13 protein-coding genes and 1 other RNA gene are annotated in these 18,193 nt (G+C 63.7%); 5 read left to right on the top strand and 9 right to left on the bottom strand.

The window, feature by feature from the left end:
• Positions 1 to 18: 18 nt before the first annotated feature.
• From recR to dnaX, 3 genes are all read right to left on the bottom strand, one after another.
• On the bottom strand, positions 19 to 621 hold the full coding sequence (gene recR / locus ACVWZT_RS16825; RefSeq protein ID WP_003259670.1) for a recombination mediator RecR: 603 nt from the start codon (positions 619 to 621) through the stop codon (positions 19 to 21).
• A gap of 146 nt (positions 622 to 767) precedes the next feature.
• A complete protein-coding gene (locus tag ACVWZT_RS16820) occupies positions 768 to 1,103 on the bottom strand; it encodes a YbaB/EbfC family nucleoid-associated protein (RefSeq protein ID WP_023381418.1) in 336 nt (111 codons plus the stop codon).
• Between the two features lie 62 nt (positions 1,104 to 1,165).
• Entirely contained in the window at positions 1,166 to 3,235 is a 2,070-nt protein-coding gene (gene dnaX / locus ACVWZT_RS16815) for a DNA polymerase III subunit gamma/tau (protein WP_457470350.1), read from the bottom strand.
• Positions 3,236 to 3,359: 124 nt separating this feature from the next.
• Between dnaX and ACVWZT_RS16810 the strand changes: the two genes are divergently transcribed.
• Positions 3,360 to 4,127, top strand: coding sequence for a substrate-binding periplasmic protein (locus ACVWZT_RS16810; RefSeq protein WP_457470349.1), 768 nt, complete (start codon positions 3,360 to 3,362; stop codon positions 4,125 to 4,127).
• A 24-nt stretch (positions 4,128 to 4,151) separates the two neighbouring features.
• Here ACVWZT_RS16810 and ACVWZT_RS16805 read toward each other — a convergent pair whose 3' ends face one another.
• Positions 4,152 to 4,640, bottom strand: coding sequence for a DUF2938 domain-containing protein (locus ACVWZT_RS16805; RefSeq protein WP_457470348.1), 489 nt, complete (start codon positions 4,638 to 4,640; stop codon positions 4,152 to 4,154).
• Between the two features lie 82 nt (positions 4,641 to 4,722).
• On the opposite strand from ACVWZT_RS16805, the gene ACVWZT_RS16800 reads away from it, so the two are divergent.
• Positions 4,723 to 5,145, top strand: coding sequence for a helix-turn-helix domain-containing protein (locus ACVWZT_RS16800; protein ID WP_296231423.1), 423 nt, complete (start codon positions 4,723 to 4,725; stop codon positions 5,143 to 5,145).
• A gap of 272 nt (positions 5,146 to 5,417) precedes the next feature.
• A complete protein-coding gene (locus ACVWZT_RS16795; RefSeq protein ID WP_457470346.1) occupies positions 5,418 to 5,660 on the top strand; it encodes a hypothetical protein in 243 nt (80 codons plus the stop codon).
• Positions 5,661 to 5,903: 243 nt separating this feature from the next.
• Here the strand turns inward: ACVWZT_RS16795 and ffs are convergent.
• From ffs to ACVWZT_RS16770, 5 genes are all read right to left on the bottom strand, one after another.
• An RNA gene (ffs, locus tag ACVWZT_RS16790) (signal recognition particle sRNA small type) lies at positions 5,904 to 6,000 on the bottom strand.
• A 301-nt stretch (positions 6,001 to 6,301) separates the two neighbouring features.
• The gene (gene ligA, locus ACVWZT_RS16785; RefSeq protein ID WP_457470344.1) at positions 6,302 to 8,632 is read right to left on the bottom strand and encodes an NAD-dependent DNA ligase LigA; all 2,331 of its coding nucleotides are present in this window, start codon (positions 8,630 to 8,632) and stop codon (positions 6,302 to 6,304) included.
• A gap of 82 nt (positions 8,633 to 8,714) precedes the next feature.
• Positions 8,715 to 9,605, bottom strand: a complete 891-nt coding sequence (gene zipA / locus ACVWZT_RS16780; RefSeq protein ID WP_296231434.1) for a cell division protein ZipA — start codon at positions 9,603 to 9,605, stop codon at positions 8,715 to 8,717.
• A 204-nt stretch (positions 9,606 to 9,809) separates the two neighbouring features.
• Positions 9,810 to 13,298 carry a chromosome segregation protein SMC gene (smc, locus tag ACVWZT_RS16775; RefSeq protein WP_457470341.1) on the bottom strand — a complete coding sequence of 1,163 codons (3,489 nt, stop codon included), beginning with the start codon at positions 13,296 to 13,298 and terminating at the stop codon, positions 9,810 to 9,812.
• A gap of 3 nt (positions 13,299 to 13,301) precedes the next feature.
• On the bottom strand, positions 13,302 to 13,961 hold the full coding sequence (locus ACVWZT_RS16770; RefSeq protein ID WP_296231438.1) for a GntR family transcriptional regulator: 660 nt from the start codon (positions 13,959 to 13,961) through the stop codon (positions 13,302 to 13,304).
• A 268-nt stretch (positions 13,962 to 14,229) separates the two neighbouring features.
• On the opposite strand from ACVWZT_RS16770, the gene xdhA reads away from it, so the two are divergent.
• On the top strand, positions 14,230 to 15,684 hold the full coding sequence (gene xdhA / locus ACVWZT_RS16765; RefSeq protein WP_296231440.1) for a xanthine dehydrogenase small subunit: 1,455 nt from the start codon (positions 14,230 to 14,232) through the stop codon (positions 15,682 to 15,684).
• Positions 15,677 to 18,076, top strand: coding sequence for a xanthine dehydrogenase molybdopterin binding subunit (gene xdhB, locus ACVWZT_RS16760; RefSeq protein WP_457470340.1), 2,400 nt, complete (start codon positions 15,677 to 15,679; stop codon positions 18,074 to 18,076). Before xdhA ends, xdhB begins: the two co-directional genes overlap by 8 nt.
• The last annotated feature ends 117 nt before the right edge of the window (positions 18,077 to 18,193 follow it).

Below are 18,193 nucleotides of genomic sequence, written 5' to 3'. Positions count from 1 at the left end.
CCTTGCAGCCCCGATGACTCAGAGCGAAATCGGCCGCCGCCCGGCGAAGGCATGGGCCAGGGTTCCGCCGTCAACCAGCTCCAGCTCCCCCCCCAGCGGCACACCATGGGCAATGCGCGACGCCACCAGGCCCTTCTCGCTCAGCAGCTGGGCAATGTAATGCGCAGTCGCCTCACCTTCCACCGTCGGGTTGGTTGCCAGGATCACCTCGGTGAAGGTGCCCTGCTCCTCGATCCGCGCCATCAGTTGTGGAATGCCGATCGCCTCCGGGCCCAGGCCGTCCAGCGGCGACAGGTGGCCCTTGAGCACGAAATAGCGGCCACGGTAGCCCGTCTGCTCCACCGCATACACATCGGTCGGTCCTTCGACCACGCACAACTGGGTATCGTCACGGCGCGTGTCGGCGCATTGCGGGCACAGCTCCTGCTCGGTCAGGGTACGACACTGGCGGCAATGCCCTACCCCTTCCATGGCCTGGGTCAGGGCCTGTGCCAGGCGCAGGCCGCCGCTGCGGTCACGCTCGAGCAGCTGCAGGGCCATGCGCTGGGCGGTTTTCTGGCCGACACCCGGGAGAATACGCAGGGCATCGATCAGTTGGCGGATGAGAGGGCTGAAGCTCATGGGAAAGGCCTGACAATTCAATAAGAGGCGGTTTATACCCAGCGGTGACAATGCCGTCAAATCAGCAGACCGCGTCCGCGGAGAAATCTCACCTGAAAAAAAAACCGCCGCTGTCATGAGCGGCGGTTCCTGGTAATGCAATGCCCTCAGAACGGCATCTTGAAGCCCGGCGGCAATTGCATGCCGGCAGTCATGCTGCCCATCTTTTCCTGGCTGTTCTGCTCGACCTTGCGCACGGCGTCGTTCAGTGCAGCGGCGATCAGGTCTTCCAGCACTTCCTTGTCGTCTGCGTCAGTCGACATCAGGCTCTGGTCGATGCTGACGCGCTTCACATCGTGACGGCCGGTCATCACCACGCTCACCAGGCCGCCACCGGACTGGCCGGTAACTTCGGCGTTGGCCAGCTCTTCCTGCATCTTCTGCATCTTTTCCTGCATCTGCTGGGCCTGCTTCATCAGGCCGGCCATGCCACCTTTCATCATGGGGTATACCTCGATTGGGTCATGTGATGCGGCCGGCACCTGGCCAGCCGCATGGTTATCCGTTACTGGCCCTGATTGGCCAGGGCCTCTACAGGTTCAATAGTATCCTGCCGCACCTTGGCACCGAACAGCTTGATCATCTGCTGGATCAACGGATCCTGCTCGATCGACACCACTGCATCGTGCTGACGCTCCCTGCGCTTGCGCGCTGCCGCCTGGGCCGGGGTTTCCTGCTCGGGCTGAATCAGCTCGATACGCAGGTTCAGCGTACGCCCCAGGTGCTGGTTGAGCGCTTCGTTCAGGCGTCGCTGCTGGGTGGCATTGAACAGCGCCCCTTGGCCAGGGTCCAGGTGCAGCAGCCAGTCGTCGCCATCGACGGCGATCAAGGTACAGTTCGCTGCGATGTTGCCTGTCATACCGGACACAGGCAACTGGGGGAACATTTCCAGCCATTGCAGGGCCAGGCCGGTAGCCGGCTTGGCCGCTGGCAGCGGCTCGGCGACTGGTTTGGGCGCCTCTTCCTGGACGTGTTCGGCCAGCTCGTCCAGGTAGCTGAAGCCGACCGGGTCGTTTTCGCCGCCATAATAGTCTTCGTCCGGTGGCGGCTCATCGTCGCGGTCCATGCCCACGGCAGCATAGGCCGACGGGTCGAAGGGCGGCTCGTCGTCGTGGGCCGGGGCCGCCTGCATCGGCGCGGGCGCAGGCGGCGGTGCAGGCGCGGGCTCAGGCGCTGCCGGCTCCGACTCTTCCCATGGCAGGTCAACCACCTCTGCGACGGCAACTGGCTCCGGCTCGGGCTCGGCTTGCGGCTCGGGTTCGATAACGGGGGCTGGCTCAGCCGGCGGCACAGGTGCATCAACCGGCAGTGGTGCTGGAACCACCGGCGTGGGTGCCTGCAACTGCGGCGCGGCAACCGCTGCAGCCGGTTGCATGGCAGCGGCTGGCGGTACCGCGGCAAGCGCCGGCGCTGCCACCGGGGTTGCTGGATCAGCTGTGGCCTGGCTGATCCCCACTGGCTTTAGCAGCGGCTTCGGCGCGTCGTCGGTGTCGGCCGGGCGAAAAGCCAGCATGCGCAGCAGGACCATTTCAAAACCACCGCGCGGGTCCGGTGCCAGGGGCAGGTCACGGCGACCGATCAGGCCCATCTGGTAGTAGAACTGCACGTCCTCGGCCGGCAATGCCGCGGCCAGCGCAAGTACCCGGTCGCGGTCGCCCTGGCCGTTGTCCACGGCTTCCGGCAATGCCTGGGCAATGGCCACGCGATGCAGCACATTGAGCATCTCGGCCAATACGCCAGCCCAGTCCGGGCCCTGTTCGGCCAGGTTGCGCACGGCCTCGAGCAAGGCCCGTGCATCACCCTCGAGCAGCGCTTGCAACACACCATAGACCTGGCCATGGTCAAGGCTGCCGAGCATGGCCCGCACATCGGCGGCCAGCACCTTGCCTTCGCCAAAGGCAATGGCCTGGTCGGTCAGGCTCATCGCATCGCGCATCGAGCCATCGGCGGCGCGGCCCAGCAACCACAGGGCATCCGTCTCGAATGGCACGTTTTCCGCAGTCAGTACGTGGCTAAGGTGTTCGACCACCCGCTCCGGGCTCATGTTCTTCAGCGAGAACTGCAGGCAGCGCGACAGGATGGTGGCCGGCAGCTTCTGCGGGTCGGTGGTGGCGAGGATGAACTTGACGTAGGGCGGCGGCTCTTCGAGCGTCTTGAGCAAGGCGTTGAACGAGTGGGTCGACAGCATGTGCACTTCGTCGATCAGGTAGACCTTGAAGCGCCCACGGCTCGGGGCGTACTGCACGTTATCGAGCAGTTCGCGGGTGTCCTCGACCTTGGTGCGGCTGGCGGCGTCGATCTCGATCAGGTCGACGAAACGGCCTTCGTCGATCTCCCGGCACACCGAACAGGTGCCGCATGGTGTCGAGGTGATGCCGGTTTCGCAGTTCAGGCACTTGGCAATGATACGGGCGATGGTGGTCTTGCCCACGCCCCGGGTACCGGTGAACAGGTAGGCATGGTGCAGGCGCTGGTTGTCGAGGGCGTTGATCAAGGCCTTGAGCACATGGGCCTGGCCGACCATTTCGCGGAACGAGCGCGGACGCCATTTACGTGCAAGGACCTGATAACTCATCGAAAAACCATCGTAGCCTGATCGAGCGGAAGATCGCTAATGCTAGCGGAGCGGGGGCAAAAATGCACCCCGCGCGGCTCGTCTAAGCTAGAAACTGTATGTGCTGTCCAGGGAGGATATGCCTTTGCCAAGACTGCTGGCCTTGCTGCTGTTGTGGACCTCGCAATGTCTCGCCGAACAGGCGGTGCTGCGTTTTTCCGTGGCCGAGAGCTGGAGCATGCCGCTGGTGCGCATCGAAGCCGACCAGCCAGTGGAAGGCCTGTTGTACGACCTGACGCAGGCACTGGCCCGAGAGGTGGGCGCACGCCCTGTGTACCACGTCATGGCCCGCCTGCGCCTGCAGGAGGCCATGGAGCATGGCGATATCGACGTGCGGTGCTATGTCAGCAACCAGTGGTTCGACGCCCCACCGAGGAATTTCGTCTGGAGCATCCCACTGATCAACCAGCGCGACCTGCTGGTCGGTCGCCTGGGCGACAGCACGGCAATATCCCCTGAGCAACTGCCGCCACAGGCGATCGGTACAGTTCTGGGTTTCAGCTACCCGGGCTTGCAGCCCTTGCTTGACCAGGGCCGCTTGCGGCGCGAAGACAGCCGCAACCAGTTGCTGGTATTGCAGAAGTTGCAAGCCGGCCGCTATCGCCACGCAGTCAGCAACCAGCTGTCATTGCAGTGGTTCAACCGGGGCCTGCCGGATGGGCAGCGCCTGCAGGCGCTGACGGTGCTGGACGAGCAGGAGCTGGGGTGCATGGTACGCAATGATCCGGCGATACCGACCCAGGGGCTGCTGCGGGCGCTGGCGCGGATGAAGCAGTCAGGGGAAATCGAACGGATTGTGCAGCGCTATCAAGGGCTGGGCCATCAGCACGCCATGCCGGTAGCCCAACCATGAGCAGGCCCGCCCCGCAAAAGCCCCTCACACCAGCGCCACCAGGGCTGCACTGAGGAACAGCCCTACCCCGAACACCGCGTGCGTCATCAGGCTCCTCAGGCAGTTGCGCGCCGGTGCCGGTGTCTTCGAAGCGAAGAACCCTGCCCCCATCGCCGGCTGCATGAGACACAGCGGCGCCACCACCGTCCCTGCACCCACCATCAACGCCGGCCACAGGGTCGGCGCCAGCAACCAGCCTTCGCCGACTGTCAGCACCAGCAGCAGGGCGAACAGCACGCCGATGGCGTAATGAATCAGCCATCCCCACACCCGTTCGTGGCGCACCGGCTCCGCACGGGCAATTGCCTGATGTCGCACCCGCCCCTGCAACAAATGCCCCACCCAGCGCCCGACCATGGCGAAGTTCGGCGTGGCGACCCCCAGGCGCCGCAGCAACAAGCCCCACCCATCCATGACCAGCGTGGCACCCACGCCGATCGGCAAGGCAGCAGAAAGCATCGCAGTAAAGGTCATTGAAAAAGCCCTCGAAGGTTGACGGTCATCACTACGCCGCGCAGCATAGAAGTTGAAGTCAACTTCAAGTCAAGGGCCAGAAATGGACATTGCCGATGTCGCCAGACGTACAGGCGTACCCGCCTCGACGCTGCGTTACTACGAAAAGAAAGGCTTGCTCAAGTCACTTGCCGGGCGCGGTCAACGACGGCAGTTTGCCGCGGATGTGGCAGACCGCTTGGCACTGATAGCGCTGGGGCAAGCGGCGGGGTTTTCCCTGGATGAAGTGGGAGCGATGCTGGTGGACCTGCAGGTCGACCGGCAGCTGCTGATCGCCAAGGCCGACGAACTGGATGCACGGATCAGGCGCTTGCAGGCAATGAGCAAGGGCCTGCGGCATGCGGCGCAGTGCCCGGAAGCGGATCACCTGGCATGCCCGACATTCCAGCGGCTGATGAAGTTATCGGCAGCGGGGTATGGAAAACAACGAGGCAGATCGACGTCTATCTCGAAACACCCAGGGTAGGACCGTCAACGCCGTGCACCGAGAACAGTACTTACGTTTCAACGACATTGCTGAGCAAAAGCGTTTATGCAAACGAAGTTCGCTGGCGCCAGCTCTAACAAGACCGTTTGCATCTCAGCGATCGCCTGGGGAAAATCCCCTCTTTTATGCACGAATGGATACGCGCATGCAGTTCGAAAAGACTTGGCAGTACAAGACCGATGAAGGAAATGGAGGGATTGACCCGCAGCGTTTTACCGTGAGGACGGTCATCAGGGCCTGAGGTGCTCTACATGCCTTACTTCATGCAAGCCGCCCTCCTTCTGGTAGCGGGCGCAGTCGTCGTAAAATTCCTGAAACCCTATCCGCTACGCAAGTGGCTGGGCGTAACGTTGCTCGCAACGGGCTCGGTCGGCATTTTCAAAGTCGGCCAGCAGCAGGTGCTGGGCTTTGACCTGGAGCTGTTGATGCTCCTGGCCATACCGCTGGGTACGGTACTGTTCCTGACCCGGCGGCGGTTCATGGAGGTGGACTGAAGCAGTCCACGCCCTTTCAGAAGCCAGCTCCCCAGCAATAAGGCATGCACTGGCAACAAGACCTTGGAGCAGGCTCCGCTTCGGATCGCCAGCCGTCCGTGCGAAACGCGGGACGATACACATCCGGTTAGAAAGTCGTCAGTATGCCGGGATGGCGCACCAAATAGTGGCATCAGGCACTGGTTAACTACGAAGTTCTGCGAGAAAGCCTTGAGAATTCAAGGACTTGTGTAATGGAGGCAGCCCCACCAGCCACACCCCGGCACTCGATGTTCCCGCTATGGCTGCTCCCTTCCGGGCCTGACCAGGTTAACGGGTAATCAATGCGGGGGGACCGATGGGACCACCACTACAGAGCTCGCTGAGCAGCGAGTGGCGCCATTGTACCGGTCTTGAGAGCAGATACAACCTCTGGGGCGAGAAAAAGTCATCATTTCTCAATGACTTGTCCGGATTGAGAAGGCCTGGCGGGCCTCTTCGCGGATTGGCGCGCACCTTCACGGGGCGCGTCACCTTGCAGAGACTGAGCAAGACAGGGCTTCCGTGCAAGCCTGGACGTGGGTCTCGAGCCAACATTGCCGGGGCCGCTTTGCGGCCCTTTCGCGACGCAAGGCCGCTCCTACAGGAAATTGCGCAGGGCGTCAGACGGCTATGCCCTGCTCGGCCAGGAAGGCGACGAAGGCGTCTTCGTCCAGCACCTTCACCCCCAGCTCGCTGGCCTTGGCCAGCTTGGAACCGGCCCCCGGCCCTGCCACCACGCAGTGGGTCTTGCCAGACACCGAACCGGCCACCTTGGCCCCCAGGCTTTCCAGCTTTTCCTTGGCAATGTCACGGCTCATGCGCTCCAGGGTGCCGGTCAGCACCCAGGTCTGGCCAGCCAGTGGCAAGCCTTCGGCCACTTTCTTCTCACTGCTCCAGTGCATGCCGAACGCCAGCAACTGCGCTTCGATGGCGCGCGCCAGTTTCTGGTTGGCTTCGACCTTGAAGAATTCACGCACGGCCTCGGCCTGCTTGGCGGCCAGGGCCTGGCGCAGGTCGATGCCGTCAGCAGCGATGATCTTGTCCAGGCTGTCGAGCCTGGCCACCAGCTTTTCGGCGCCGGTCGGGCCAACCGAAGCAATGTCGAGCTTGGCGATCATCCCGGCCAGGGTAGTGCTGGCAGCGAATTCCGCAGCCAGGTCGCCTTCGTCCTGCAACTGCATGCCGCTATCGAGCAGCTGCCTGATCACCTTCTGGTTGTGCTCGTCTTCGAAGAAATTGTGAATCTCGTAGGCCACCTCCAGGCCGATGTCCGGCAGGTAGGTGAGCACTTGCGGCAGCGCCTGCTGCACGCGCGCCAGGCTGCCCAGCGAACGGGCCAGCACCTTGGCGGTCTCCTCGCCGACATCGGGAATGCCCAGGGCATAGATAAAGCGCGCCAGGCTCGGGCGCTTGCTCGCTGCGATGGCGTCCAGCAGCTTGCGGCTGGAAACCTCGGCGAAGCCTTCCAGGCCGACGATCTGTTCGAACTCCAGCTTGTACAGGTCTGCCGGCGAGCCGATCAGGCCTTCGTCCACCAGTTGCTCGACGCTCTTCTCACCCAGGCCTTCGATGTCCATGGCGCGTCGCGATACGTAGTGAATGATCGCCTGCTTGAGCTGGGCAGCACAGGCCAGGCGGCCGACGCAGCGGTACACCGCGCCTTCGCTGGTGGTTTCCTTGCCTTTGCTGCGCTTGACCAGCTGGGTACGCTCGACCTGCGAGCCGCATACAGGACATTGACTTGGCACTTGCACCGGGCGGGCATCTTCCGGGCGGCGCTCCAGCACCACCTGCATCACCTGCGGGATCACGTCCCCGGCGCGGCGGATGATCACCGTATCGCCAATGCGCAGGCCCAGGCGCGCGATTTCGTCCATGTTGTGCAGGGTGGCATTGGATACGGTCACGCCAGCCACCTTGACAGGCTTCAGGCGGGCCACCGGGGTTACCGCGCCGGTGCGACCGACCTGAAACTCGACGTCCAGCACCTCGGTCAGCTCTTCCATGGCAGGGAACTTGTGGGCGATCGCCCAGCGCGGTTCACGAGCGCGAAAGCCCAGTTCGCGTTGCGCAGCCAGGCTGTTGACCTTGAACACGACACCATCGATTTCGTAAGGCAGGCTGTTGCGCCGCTCGCCGATATCGCGATAGTAGGCCAGGCACTCTTCGATGCCGGCAGCGTGCCTGAGCTCGCGACTGATCGGCAGGCCCCAGGCCTTGAGCTGCTCAAGGATGCCGATGTGGCTGTCGCCGATGCTCTGCGACACCTGGCCGACGCCATAGCAGCAGAACTCCAGCGGACGGCTGGCGGTGATCTTCGAATCCAGCTGGCGCAAGCTACCGGCAGCGGCGTTGCGCGGGTTGGCGAAAGTCTTGCCACCGGCCTCGGCCTGGGCGGCGTTGAGCCGGTCGAAACCGGCCTTGCTCATGTACACCTCGCCGCGCACCTCCAGCACCGCCGGCCAGCCCTCGCCATGCAGCTTGAGCGGAATGTTGCGCACGGTGCGCACATTGGCGCTGATGTCTTCGCCAGTTGCGCCGTCACCGCGGGTAGCGCCCTGCACCAACAGGCCGTCACGGTACAGCAGGCTCACTGCCAGGCCGTCGAGTTTGGGTTCGCAGCTGTAGTCCACTGCTCCGGGCTGGTCGAGGCCATCGACCACGCGGCGGCCGAACTCACGCAGGTCAGCTTCTTCGAAAGCGTTGCCCAGGCTGAGCATGGGCACTTCGTGGCGCACCTGGCTGAACGCGGCCAAGGCCGTGCCGCCAACCCGCTGGGTCGGCGAGTCGGGGGTCACCAGGTGCGGGTGTTCGGCTTCAAGCGCCTTGAGCTCGTTGAACAGGCGGTCATATTCGGCATCGGGCACGCTGGGCTCGTCGAGCACATAGTAGCGGTAGTTGTGCTGGTCGAGCTGGTGACGGAGTTCGTGGATACGGGATTCGACGGTCATGGGGTTGTCTTCTCTTGCAAAGCAAAAGAGCAGCCTGGGGGCGTCCAGCACCGCCCTCAGGCTGCTCTTTCGTCTGGATCTGTCAGCGCTTCTGGGTCAGCGCACGGCGCTCGAACTCGACGATGCGCTGGCGATAATGCTCGATGGTCTGCGCGGTCAGCACGCTGCGCTGGTCGTCCTTGAGCTCGCCGTTCAGTTCGTGGGCCAGCTTGCGCGCCGCAGCCACCATCACGTCGAAAGCCTGCTTAGGATGACGCGGGCCCGGCAGGCCGAGGAAGAAGCTCACCGCACGGGTGCTGAAGTGGTCGATATCGTCCAGGTCGAATACGCCAGGCTTGACCGCGTTGGCCATGGAGAACAGCACTTCACCGTGGCCGGCCATGCTCTCGTGACGGTGGAAGATGTCCATTTCGCCGAAGCGCAGGCCACTTTCCAGAATGTTCTGCAACAGCGCCGGGCCCTTGAAGCCACCCTCGTCGCGGGAGATCACGCTGATCACCAGCACTTCTTCGGCCGGTGGCAGCTCCTTGACGCTGCTGCTGGAAGATGCCGGGTTGCTGCTGCGGGGGTTTTCCGCAGCAAAGTCGTCATCGCTGTCGGCAAACAGGTCGGCCTCACGCGGCTCGGCACTCAGGTTCAGGTCGCCCTGCTGCGCCTCGGCAGCCGCAGTGGCTCGCTTGCTGCGCTTGCTGGCTTTGGCCGGCCTGGGTTCGCGTTCGCGGTCACGTGCAGAAGCGCTGAGCGACGGCAGGTCGCTTTCATCCAGCTCAGGCTCCTTGTGGGTTTCCAGCACCCGCGACGGACCAAGCACTTCGGCATTGCCTTCTTCGTCCGGCAGGTTGGAATAACTGCGATCCAGACGGAATTTCAACTTGCCTTTCCCGCCGCGCATGCGGCGCCAGCCGTCGAAAAGAATCCCGGCAATGACAATGATGCCGATGACGATCAGCCACTCGCGCAGACCGATTTCCATGTAATCCCGTGCCTCTATAAAAATATGCTTGAAAACAAAGGGTTCAAAGCCCTTTAACACGTGGCGCCAACTCTATGTTCTGACAGGCGTTTTACCCACGCAAAAAACGAGTGACATTAAGCTAGCACGACCAAAGACAACTTTACACCGTCTGTCGCACATGGCGGGGGCATTTCGCTACAGAATATGCCCCATCGTCGCGTATCAGGCGTCGACCATGGCCATGGCCTCCTCCACGTCCACCGCTACCAGCCTTGAGCAGCCCGGTTCATGCATGGTCACCCCCATCAACTGGTCGGCCATTTCCATCGCGATCTTGTTGTGGGTGATATAGATGAACTGCACGCTTTCACTCATTTCCTTGACCAGGCGGGCATAGCGCCCGACGTTGGCATCGTCCAGCGGCGCATCGACCTCGTCGAGCATGCAGAACGGTGCGGGGTTCAACTTGAAGATGGCAAACACCAGCGCCAACGCGGTCAGTGCCTTCTCGCCGCCGGACAGCAAATGGATGGTGCTGTTCTTCTTGCCCGGTGGTCGCGCCATGATCGTCACCCCTGTATCGAGTAGATCTTCGCCCGTCAGTTCCAGATAAGCGCTGCCACCACCGAAAACTTTTGGGAAAAGTGCCTGTAATCCGGCATTTATCTGATCAAAGGTATCCTTGAAACGGTTGCGGGTTTCCTTGTCGATCTTGCGAATGACGTTTTCCAGGGTCTCCAGCGCTTCGGCCAGGTCGGCGTCCTGAGCATCCAGGTAACGCTTGCGCTCGGACTGCTGTTCATACTCCTCGATGGCCGCCAGGTTGATCGCCCCCAGGCGCTGGACCCGCGCATCGAGTTGTTGCAGTTCCTGCTCGGTGCCCTGCTCGGTGGCCTCAGCCTCGAGGGTGGCAAGCACGCCCTGCAGATCGTAGCCATCGGCCAGCAGCTGTTCCTGCAGGGTCTTGCGCCGCACGTCCAGGCCCTGGCATTCCAGACGCAACTGCTCCAGCTGGCCGCGCAGCAGCTGGGCTTGCTGTTCGGCCTGGGTACGGCGCTTCTCGGCATCGCGCAACTCACGGTCCGCTTCGTCCATGTGCAGGCGGGCCAGGCGCATTTCCTCATCGACGCCCATGCGCTGCTCCAGCAGCGCTTCGAGCTTCAGGCGCAACTCCTCCAGCGGCGCCGCGCCTTCTTCCAGGTTCAGGCTCAGTTGTTCCTGCCGCTCGGTCAGGCGCGCGGCCTGCTGCTCCAGACGCTCCAGGGCCTGCCGGGTGGAATCGTGCTGGGCGCGCAGCGAACCCAGGCGCACGGCCAACTGGTGGGCGTGGTCCTTGTGCTGGCGGGCCTCCTGGCGCACGCGGTCGAGGCTTTCGCGCAGGGTGTCGCGACGGGCCATCAACTGCTCGCGCTGCTCGGTGTCCTGGGCCATCAGCTCAAGGGCCTCCTGCAACAGCAGGCGCGCTTCGCCCAGCTGCTCGTGCTCCAGGGCCCGCTGCTGTTCCACTTCAACCAGCTCTTCCTGCAGGCGTTGGCGCCGCAACTCGACCTGCTCGGCGCGCGCCCGAACGGCTGACAGGCTGGCCCTGAGCTCGCCGTGATGGCGGTTTTCTTCCTGGGTACGGCGGCGCAGCTGCTCACGCTGCTCCTCCAGGCCCAGCTGTTGCTCGCGCAGGGCCTGCAACTGCTGCTCCAGCTGCTCGAGCGCCGCTTCCTGCTGCGCCTGTTCATGGCCCAGGCGTTCGATTTCCTGGCCACGCGCCAGCACCCCGCCTTCGGCCTCGCCGCCACGGCGTATGCGCAGGAAATGCCGGCCAACCCAGTAGCCATCGCGGCTGACCAGGCTCTGGCCGTCACCGAGCGAGGCGCGCTGCGCCAGCGCTTGTGCCAGGTCTTCGACAGGCCGCACCAGGCCCAGCCAAGGCGCCAGGTCGATACCGCCGGAGACCTTTTCCAGCAAGCTGCCAGGCAGCGAAGCACTGTCGCCGCTGGCCAGCAGCAGACGCAACTCGCCCTGCTCCAGGCCGGCAAAATCGAGGCGGTTGAAATCGTCTACCAACACCGCCTGCAAGTCGGCGCCAAGCACCGTTTCCACGGCCAGCTCCCAGCCCGGCTCCACGCGCAGCCCTTCAGCCAGGCGTGGTTGCAGCTCAAGGCCTTGGCCGTGCAGCCAGTCGGCCACCCCTGCGCCCGGCTCCAGCGCAGCCTGCTGCAAGGCTTCGAGTGAAGCCAGGCGGCCGCCCAGGCGCTGCAGGTCGCCCTGCGCCTGCTGCTGGGCCTGGGTGGCCTGTTGCAGTTGCTGACGCAGGCCTTCCAGGCGCTCGACCACCTGCTCTTCGGACAACTGCAGTTCTTCGAGCAACATTTCGCTGCTGGCCAACTGCTCGGACAATTCCAGCATGGCGGCGTCCTGCGGATCGCTGCCCAGTTGCTCGCGCTCCTCGCCCAGCTTGCGCTGGCGTTCGGCCAGCCGTTCGAGACTGGCCTCCAGCTGCACTAGGCGCGCCTGCTGTACTTCGGCCTGACGGCGCGGCTCGGCGGAGCGGCTGTTGAAGCTGTCCCACTGCTCCTGCCAGCCGTGCATGCCCAGTTCGGCCTCTTCAAGAGCGGCGGCGGCTTCTTCAGCAGCGGCCAAGGTCATTTCCTGCTCGGGCTCAAGCATGGCCAGCTCTTCGCCCAGGGTCGCCAGCAGAGTGCGGTCGTGGCCCAGGTGCGATTCGGTCTCCAGGCGCGTGCGCTCGGCTTCCTTGAAGTCATCCTGCAACTGGCGCAGGCGCTGCTGGCCGTGCTGGATGCTCTGCTCGACCCGGGCGATATCCCCTGCCACCGAATAGAAGCGGCCCTGCACCTGGTTGAAGCGCTCGGACAATTCGTGATGGCTGTCGCGCAGGCGCTCGATACTGGCATCGGCGTTGCGCTGCTCGGCGACCAACGCTTCATGGGCCACGTCCTGGTCGCCGATCACGGCCTCGCGCTGGCGCACGCGTGCATCCAGGTCACGCCAGCGCAAGGCCGACAGGCGAGCCTTCAGCTGGCGTTCCTGGGCCTTGTATTCGCGGTACCTTTCCGCGGCCTGGGCCTGCCGGTGCAGACGCTCCAGCTGGCGTTCCAGCTCTTCGCGCAGGTCGGTCAGGCGCGCCAGGTTTTCCTGGGTGCGGCGGATGCGGTTCTCGGTTTCGCGGCGGCGTTCCTTGTATTTGGAAATACCGGCGGCTTCCTCGATGAAGTTGCGCAGCTCCTCGGGCTTGGCCTCGATCAGCTTGGAGATCATCCCCTGTTCGATGATCGAATAGCTGCGCGGCCCGAGGCCGGTACCGAGGAAGATATCGGTAATGTCGCGGCGCCGGCACTTGGTGCCATTGAGGTAGTAGCTGTTCTGCCCGTCACGGGTGACCTTGCGACGGATCGAGATTTCGGCGTAGGCAGCGTATTCGCCGACCAGGGTGGTTTCGCTGTTGTCGAACACCAGTTCGATGCTGGCCTGGCTGACCGGCTTGCGGCCACTGGAGCCGTTGAAGATGACGTCGGTCATCGACTCGCCACGCAGGTTCTTCGCCGAACTCTCGCCCATTACCCAACGCACGGCATCGATGATATTGGACTTGCCACAGCCGTTGGGGCCGACCACGGCCGCCATGTTGCTGGGGAAATTGACCGTGGTCGGGTCGACGAACGACTTGAACCCGGCCAGGCGAATGCACTTCAGGCGCATCGGTCAGACTCGGGCCAGCGCCGCCAGCACCAGTTCGCAGCTGCGCTGGCAGTAGGCGGTGAGCACCTCGCGGATGCGCGGCAGGTCGCGGGCGACCACGGCGTCGAGCAGGCGGGCGAACAGGTCGAGGTAATCGCTCATGCTGGCCTGGCGCTGGTCCAGCGCCAGGTAGTAGGCGCGGCTCATGGCTGGCTGCAGGTTTTCCACGGTTTCCTGCAGGAACGGGTTATCGGCGAACGAATAGGCCGCACGCATGACCGCGAAACTGTCGGCGACGAAGGCCTTGATATCGAGCTGCTGATGCGCCCGCTGCAGGCGCTGCTGGATGTCCAGGAACGGGCGCAGGTCGGCATCGGTGCGCCATTTTTGCGCGACCGCATTGCCCAGCAGGATGTAGAACTCGCTCATCAGCGCACACAGGCTGCGTACGCCGCGCTCGTCCAGCTTGGTCACGTGGGCACCGCGGCGCGGCAGGATCGCCACCAGGTGCCGGCGCTCGAGAATCAGCAGCGCTTCACGCACCGAGCCACGGCTGACGTTGAGCGCCTGGGTGACCTTCTGCTCCTGGATACGCTCGCCTGGCACCAGCTCGCCGCGGATGATGCGTTCGGCCAGGTAATCGGCAATCTGCTCGGAGAGGCTGTCCGGGGCCTTGAACGTCATGGTTGTCCTTCAAAATCAGTGAACTGGGCACAAGCAGCGGATTGTAGCGCACTTGCCCGGTAATCGCGCAGAGGGGCCAGGCGGATTATTTGACCCGCCAGGCAACCCCGCGCCCGGCGCGATCTATGCTTGGCATATGGGCAATGTGAACCGTTGGGCAGCTACATACATAATTTCCTGACCTTCGAGTCAGAAAATTATTGACCAGCAGGACAAGTGTTGCTTAGAGTCCGCCCAACAACAATAAAACCATTGCGAGGCTATCCCCGTGATCCAGTTTCTCGTCAACCAGGAGCTGCGTAGTGAGCATGCCCTGGACCCGAACATGACGGTGCTGCAGTACCTGCGCGAGCACCTGGGCAAACCTGGCACCAAGGAGGGCTGCGCCAGTGGTGACTGCGGCGCCTGCACCGTGGTGGTCGGCGAACTGACCCAGGACGACCAGGGCAACGACAGCCTGCGCTACCGCAGCCTCAACTCGTGCCTGACGTTTGTTTCGTCGCTGCACGGCAAGCAACTGATCAGCGTCGAGGGGCTCAAGCACCAGGGGCAACTGCACAGCGTGCAACAGGCCATGGCCGATTGCCATGGTTCGCAATGCGGCTTCTGCACCCCTGGCTTCGTCATGTCGCTGTTCGCCCTGCAGAAGAACAGCAATGGCCCCGACCTGCACCAGGCTCAGGAGGCCCTGGCCGGCAACCTGTGCCGCTGCACTGGCTACCGGCCGATCCTCGAAGCCGCCGAGCAGAGCTGCCGGCAGCCGTGCCGCGACCAGTTCGATGCCCAGCAGGCGCAGACCATCAGCCGCCTCAAGGCGATTGCGCCAACCCACACCGGTGAGCTGAACAGCGGCGACAAACGCTGCCTGGTGCCGCTGACCGTGGCCGACCTGGCCGACCTGTACAGCTCGCACCCCGAGGCGCGGCTGCTGGCCGGCGGCACCGATCTGGCCCTGGAAGTCACCCAGTTCCACAAGACCTTGCCGGTGATGATCTACGTCGGCCACGTGGCCGAGCTCAAGCGCATCGAGAAAACCGCCAGCCACCTGGAGATTGGCGCCGCTACCCCACTCACCGACTGTTACGGCGCACTCAACGAGGAGTACCCCGACTTCGGCGCCCTGCTGCACCGTTTCGCCTCGCTGCAGATCCGCAACCAAGGCACCCTGGGCGGCAATATCGGCAACGCTTCGCCGATCGGCGACTCGCCGCCCCTGCTGATTGCCCTGGACGCGCAGATTGTCCTGCGCCAGGGCGAGCGCCAGCGGGTGATGGCGCTGGAAGACTATTTCATCGACTACCGCATCACTGCCCGCCAGGACAGCGAATTCATCGAGAAGATCATCGTGCCGCGTGCCACCTCCGACTGGGCGTTTCGCGCCTACAAGGTATCCAAGCGCCTGGACGATGACATCTCCGCGGTGTGTGGCGCCTTCAACTTGAGCATCGAAGACGGTGTGGTCAGCGGCGTGCGCATCGCTTTCGGCGGCATGGCGGCCATCCCCAAACGCGCCCGCGCCTGCGAGGCAGCGTTGCGCGGCAAGCCATGGAACCAGGCCACCATCGAGCGTGCCTGCCAGGCCCTGGCCGAAGACTTCACCCCCCTCAGCGACTTCCGTGCCAGCAAGGAATACCGCCTGCTGACCGCGCAGAACCTGCTGCGCAAGTACTTCATCGAACAGCAAACGCCGTACATCGAAACCCGGGTGACCGCTTATGTCTAACCATCACGTAGCCAAGAGCCAGGCCGAGATGGCCGAGCTGTTCAGCCAGGATCTGACCACCGGGGTTGGCCGCAGCGTCAAGCATGACAGCGCCGACAAGCATGTGTCCGGCGAGGCCGTGTACATCGACGACCGGCTGGAATTCCCCAACCAGTTGCACGTCTACGCCCGCACCTCCGATCGCGCCCATGCGCGCATCCTGCGCATCGACACCGCGCCCTGCTATGCCTTCGACGGTGTGCGCATCGCCATCACCCATGAAGACATTCCCGGCCTCAAGGACATCGGCCCGGTGGTGGCCGGCGACCCGTTGCTGGCCATCGACAAGGTCGAGTACTTCGGCCAGCCGGTGCTCGCCGTGGCCGCCCGCGATCTCGACACCGCACGCCGTGCGGCGATGGCCGCGATCATCGAGTATGAAGACCTGGAGCCGGTGCTGGATGTGGTCGAAGCGCTGCGCAAGAAACACTTCGTGCTCGACAGCCACACCCACCAGCGCGGCGACGCTGCTGGCGCCCTGGCCACTGCCCCGCACCGCCTCCAGGGCACCCTGCACATCGGTGGCCAGGAGCATTTCTACCTGGAAACGCAGATCTCTTCGGTAATGCCCACCGAAGATGGCGGCATGCTCGTCTACTGCTCCACGCAGAACCCCACCGAGGTGCAGAAGCTGGTCGCCGAGGTTCTCGATGTGCCAATGAACAAGGTGGTACTGGACATGCGCCGCATGGGTGGTGGTTTTGGCGGCAAGGAAACCCAGGCTGCCAGCCCGGCGTGCCTGTGTGCCGTCATTGCGCGCCTGACCGGGCAGCCGACCAAGATGCGCCTGCCAAGGGTCGAAGACATGACCATGACCGGCAAGCGCCACCCCTTCTATGTCGAGTATGACGTGGGCTTCGATGACGACGGCCGCTTGCAGGGCATCAACCTCGACTTGGCCGGCAACTGCGGGTATTCACCTGACCTGTCCGGCTCGATCGTCGACCGTGCCATGTTCCACTCCGACAACGCCTACTACCTGGGCGATGCCACCGTGCACGGCCACCGCTGCAAGACCAACACCGCGTCCAATACCGCCTACCGCGGCTTCGGCGGCCCGCAGGGGATGGTCGCCATCGAGCAGGTGATGGACCACATCGCCCGCCACCTGGGCCGCGACCCGCTGGCGGTGCGCAAGGCCAACTACTACGGCAAGAACGAGCGTAACGTCACTCACTACTACCAGACCGTCGAGCACAACATGCTCGAGGAAATGACCGCTGAACTGGAAGCCAGCAGCGACTATGCCGAGCGCCGCGAATCTATCCGCCGCTTCAATGCCAACAGCCCGGTGCTGAAAAAGGGCCTGGCGCTGACCCCGGTCAAGTTCGGCATCTCGTTCACCGCCACCTTCCTCAACCAGGCCGGTGCGCTGATTCACATCTATACCGACGGCAGCATCCACCTCAACCACGGCGGCACCGAGATGGGCCAGGGCCTGAACACCAAGGTCGCCCAGGTGGTGGCGCAGGTCTTCCAGGTCGATTTCAGCCGTATCCAGATCACTGCCACCAATACCGACAAGGTGCCCAATACCTCGCCGACCGCCGCGTCCAGTGGCGCCGACCTGAACGGCAAGGCTGCGCAGAATGCCGCCGAAATCCTCAAGAAGCGCCTGACCGAGTTTGCCGCGCGGCACTATCAGGTAACCGAGGAAGACGTCGAGTTCCGCAACGGCCATGTGCGCGTGCGCGACCAGATCGTCAGCTTCGAGCAGTTGGTGCAGCAGGCCTACTTCGCCCAGGTGTCACTGTCCAGCACTGGTTTCTACCGCACACCGAAGATCTACTACGACCGCAACCAGGCGCGCGGCCGGCCGTTCTACTACTTTGCCTTCGGCGCCGCTTGCGTGGAGGTGATCGTCGACACCCTGACCGGCGAATACAAGATGCTGCGCGCCGATATCCTGCACGACGTGGGCGCTTCGCTGAACCCGGCCATCGACATTGGCCAGGTGGAAGGCGGCTTCATCCAGGGCATGGGCTGGCTGACCAGCGAAGAACTGGTGTGGAACGCCAAGGGCAAGCTGGTGACCAACGGCCCGGCCAGCTACAAGATCCCGGCCGTGGCCGACATGCCGCTGGACCTGCGGGTGAAACTGGTGGAAAACCGCAAGAACCCGGAGGACACCGTATTCCATTCCAAGGCCGTGGGTGAGCCGCCGTTCATGCTCGGCATCGCGGCCTGGTGCGCGATCAAGGACGCCGTGGCCAGCATCGCCGACTACCGCGTGCAGCCGGCCATCGATGCACCGGCAACACCGGAGCGGGTGTTGTGGGGTTGCGAGCAGATGCGCAAGGCGGTGGCTGCGGCGCAACCTGCCGAGCCGGAACTGGAAACCGTGCCTCATTGACAATGCAGGGGCCTGTAGGAGCGGGTTTACCCGCGAATGCGATAGTGGCTTCAGCGCCGCATTCGCGGGTAAACCCGCTCCCACAGGATCTGCAGCATGGCTTAGAGAGGTTGCATC

It is taken from the genome of Pseudomonas sp. TE21394 (assembly GCF_054057835.1).
The sequence above is the reverse complement of the archived record's forward strand: the minus strand, read 5'-3'. Positions and strand labels throughout refer to the sequence as shown.

Coding starts and splice junctions, on each gene's coding strand:
- ACVWZT_RS16795 (WP_457470346.1), top strand. CDS start 5,418: ATGCCTTACTTCATGCAAGCCGCCCTCCTTCTGGTAGCGGGCGCAGTC.
- ACVWZT_RS16805 (WP_457470348.1), bottom strand. CDS start 4,640: ATGACCTTTACTGCGATGCTTTCTGCTGCCTTGCCGATCGGCGTGGGT.
- dnaX (WP_457470350.1), bottom strand. CDS start 3,235: ATGAGTTATCAGGTCCTTGCACGTAAATGGCGTCCGCGCTCGTTCCGC.
- zipA (WP_296231434.1), bottom strand. CDS start 9,605: ATGGAAATCGGTCTGCGCGAGTGGCTGATCGTCATCGGCATCATTGTC.
- ACVWZT_RS16800 (WP_296231423.1), top strand. CDS start 4,723: ATGGACATTGCCGATGTCGCCAGACGTACAGGCGTACCCGCCTCGACG.
- ligA (WP_457470344.1), bottom strand. CDS start 8,632: ATGACCGTCGAATCCCGTATCCACGAACTCCGTCACCAGCTCGACCAG.
- ACVWZT_RS16820 (WP_023381418.1), bottom strand. CDS start 1,103: ATGATGAAAGGTGGCATGGCCGGCCTGATGAAGCAGGCCCAGCAGATG.
- recR (WP_003259670.1), bottom strand. CDS start 621: ATGAGCTTCAGCCCTCTCATCCGCCAACTGATCGATGCCCTGCGTATT.
- xdhB (WP_457470340.1), top strand. CDS start 15,677: ATGTCTAACCATCACGTAGCCAAGAGCCAGGCCGAGATGGCCGAGCTG.
- smc (WP_457470341.1), bottom strand. CDS start 13,298: ATGCGCCTGAAGTGCATTCGCCTGGCCGGGTTCAAGTCGTTCGTCGAC.
- ACVWZT_RS16770 (WP_296231438.1), bottom strand. CDS start 13,961: ATGACGTTCAAGGCCCCGGACAGCCTCTCCGAGCAGATTGCCGATTAC.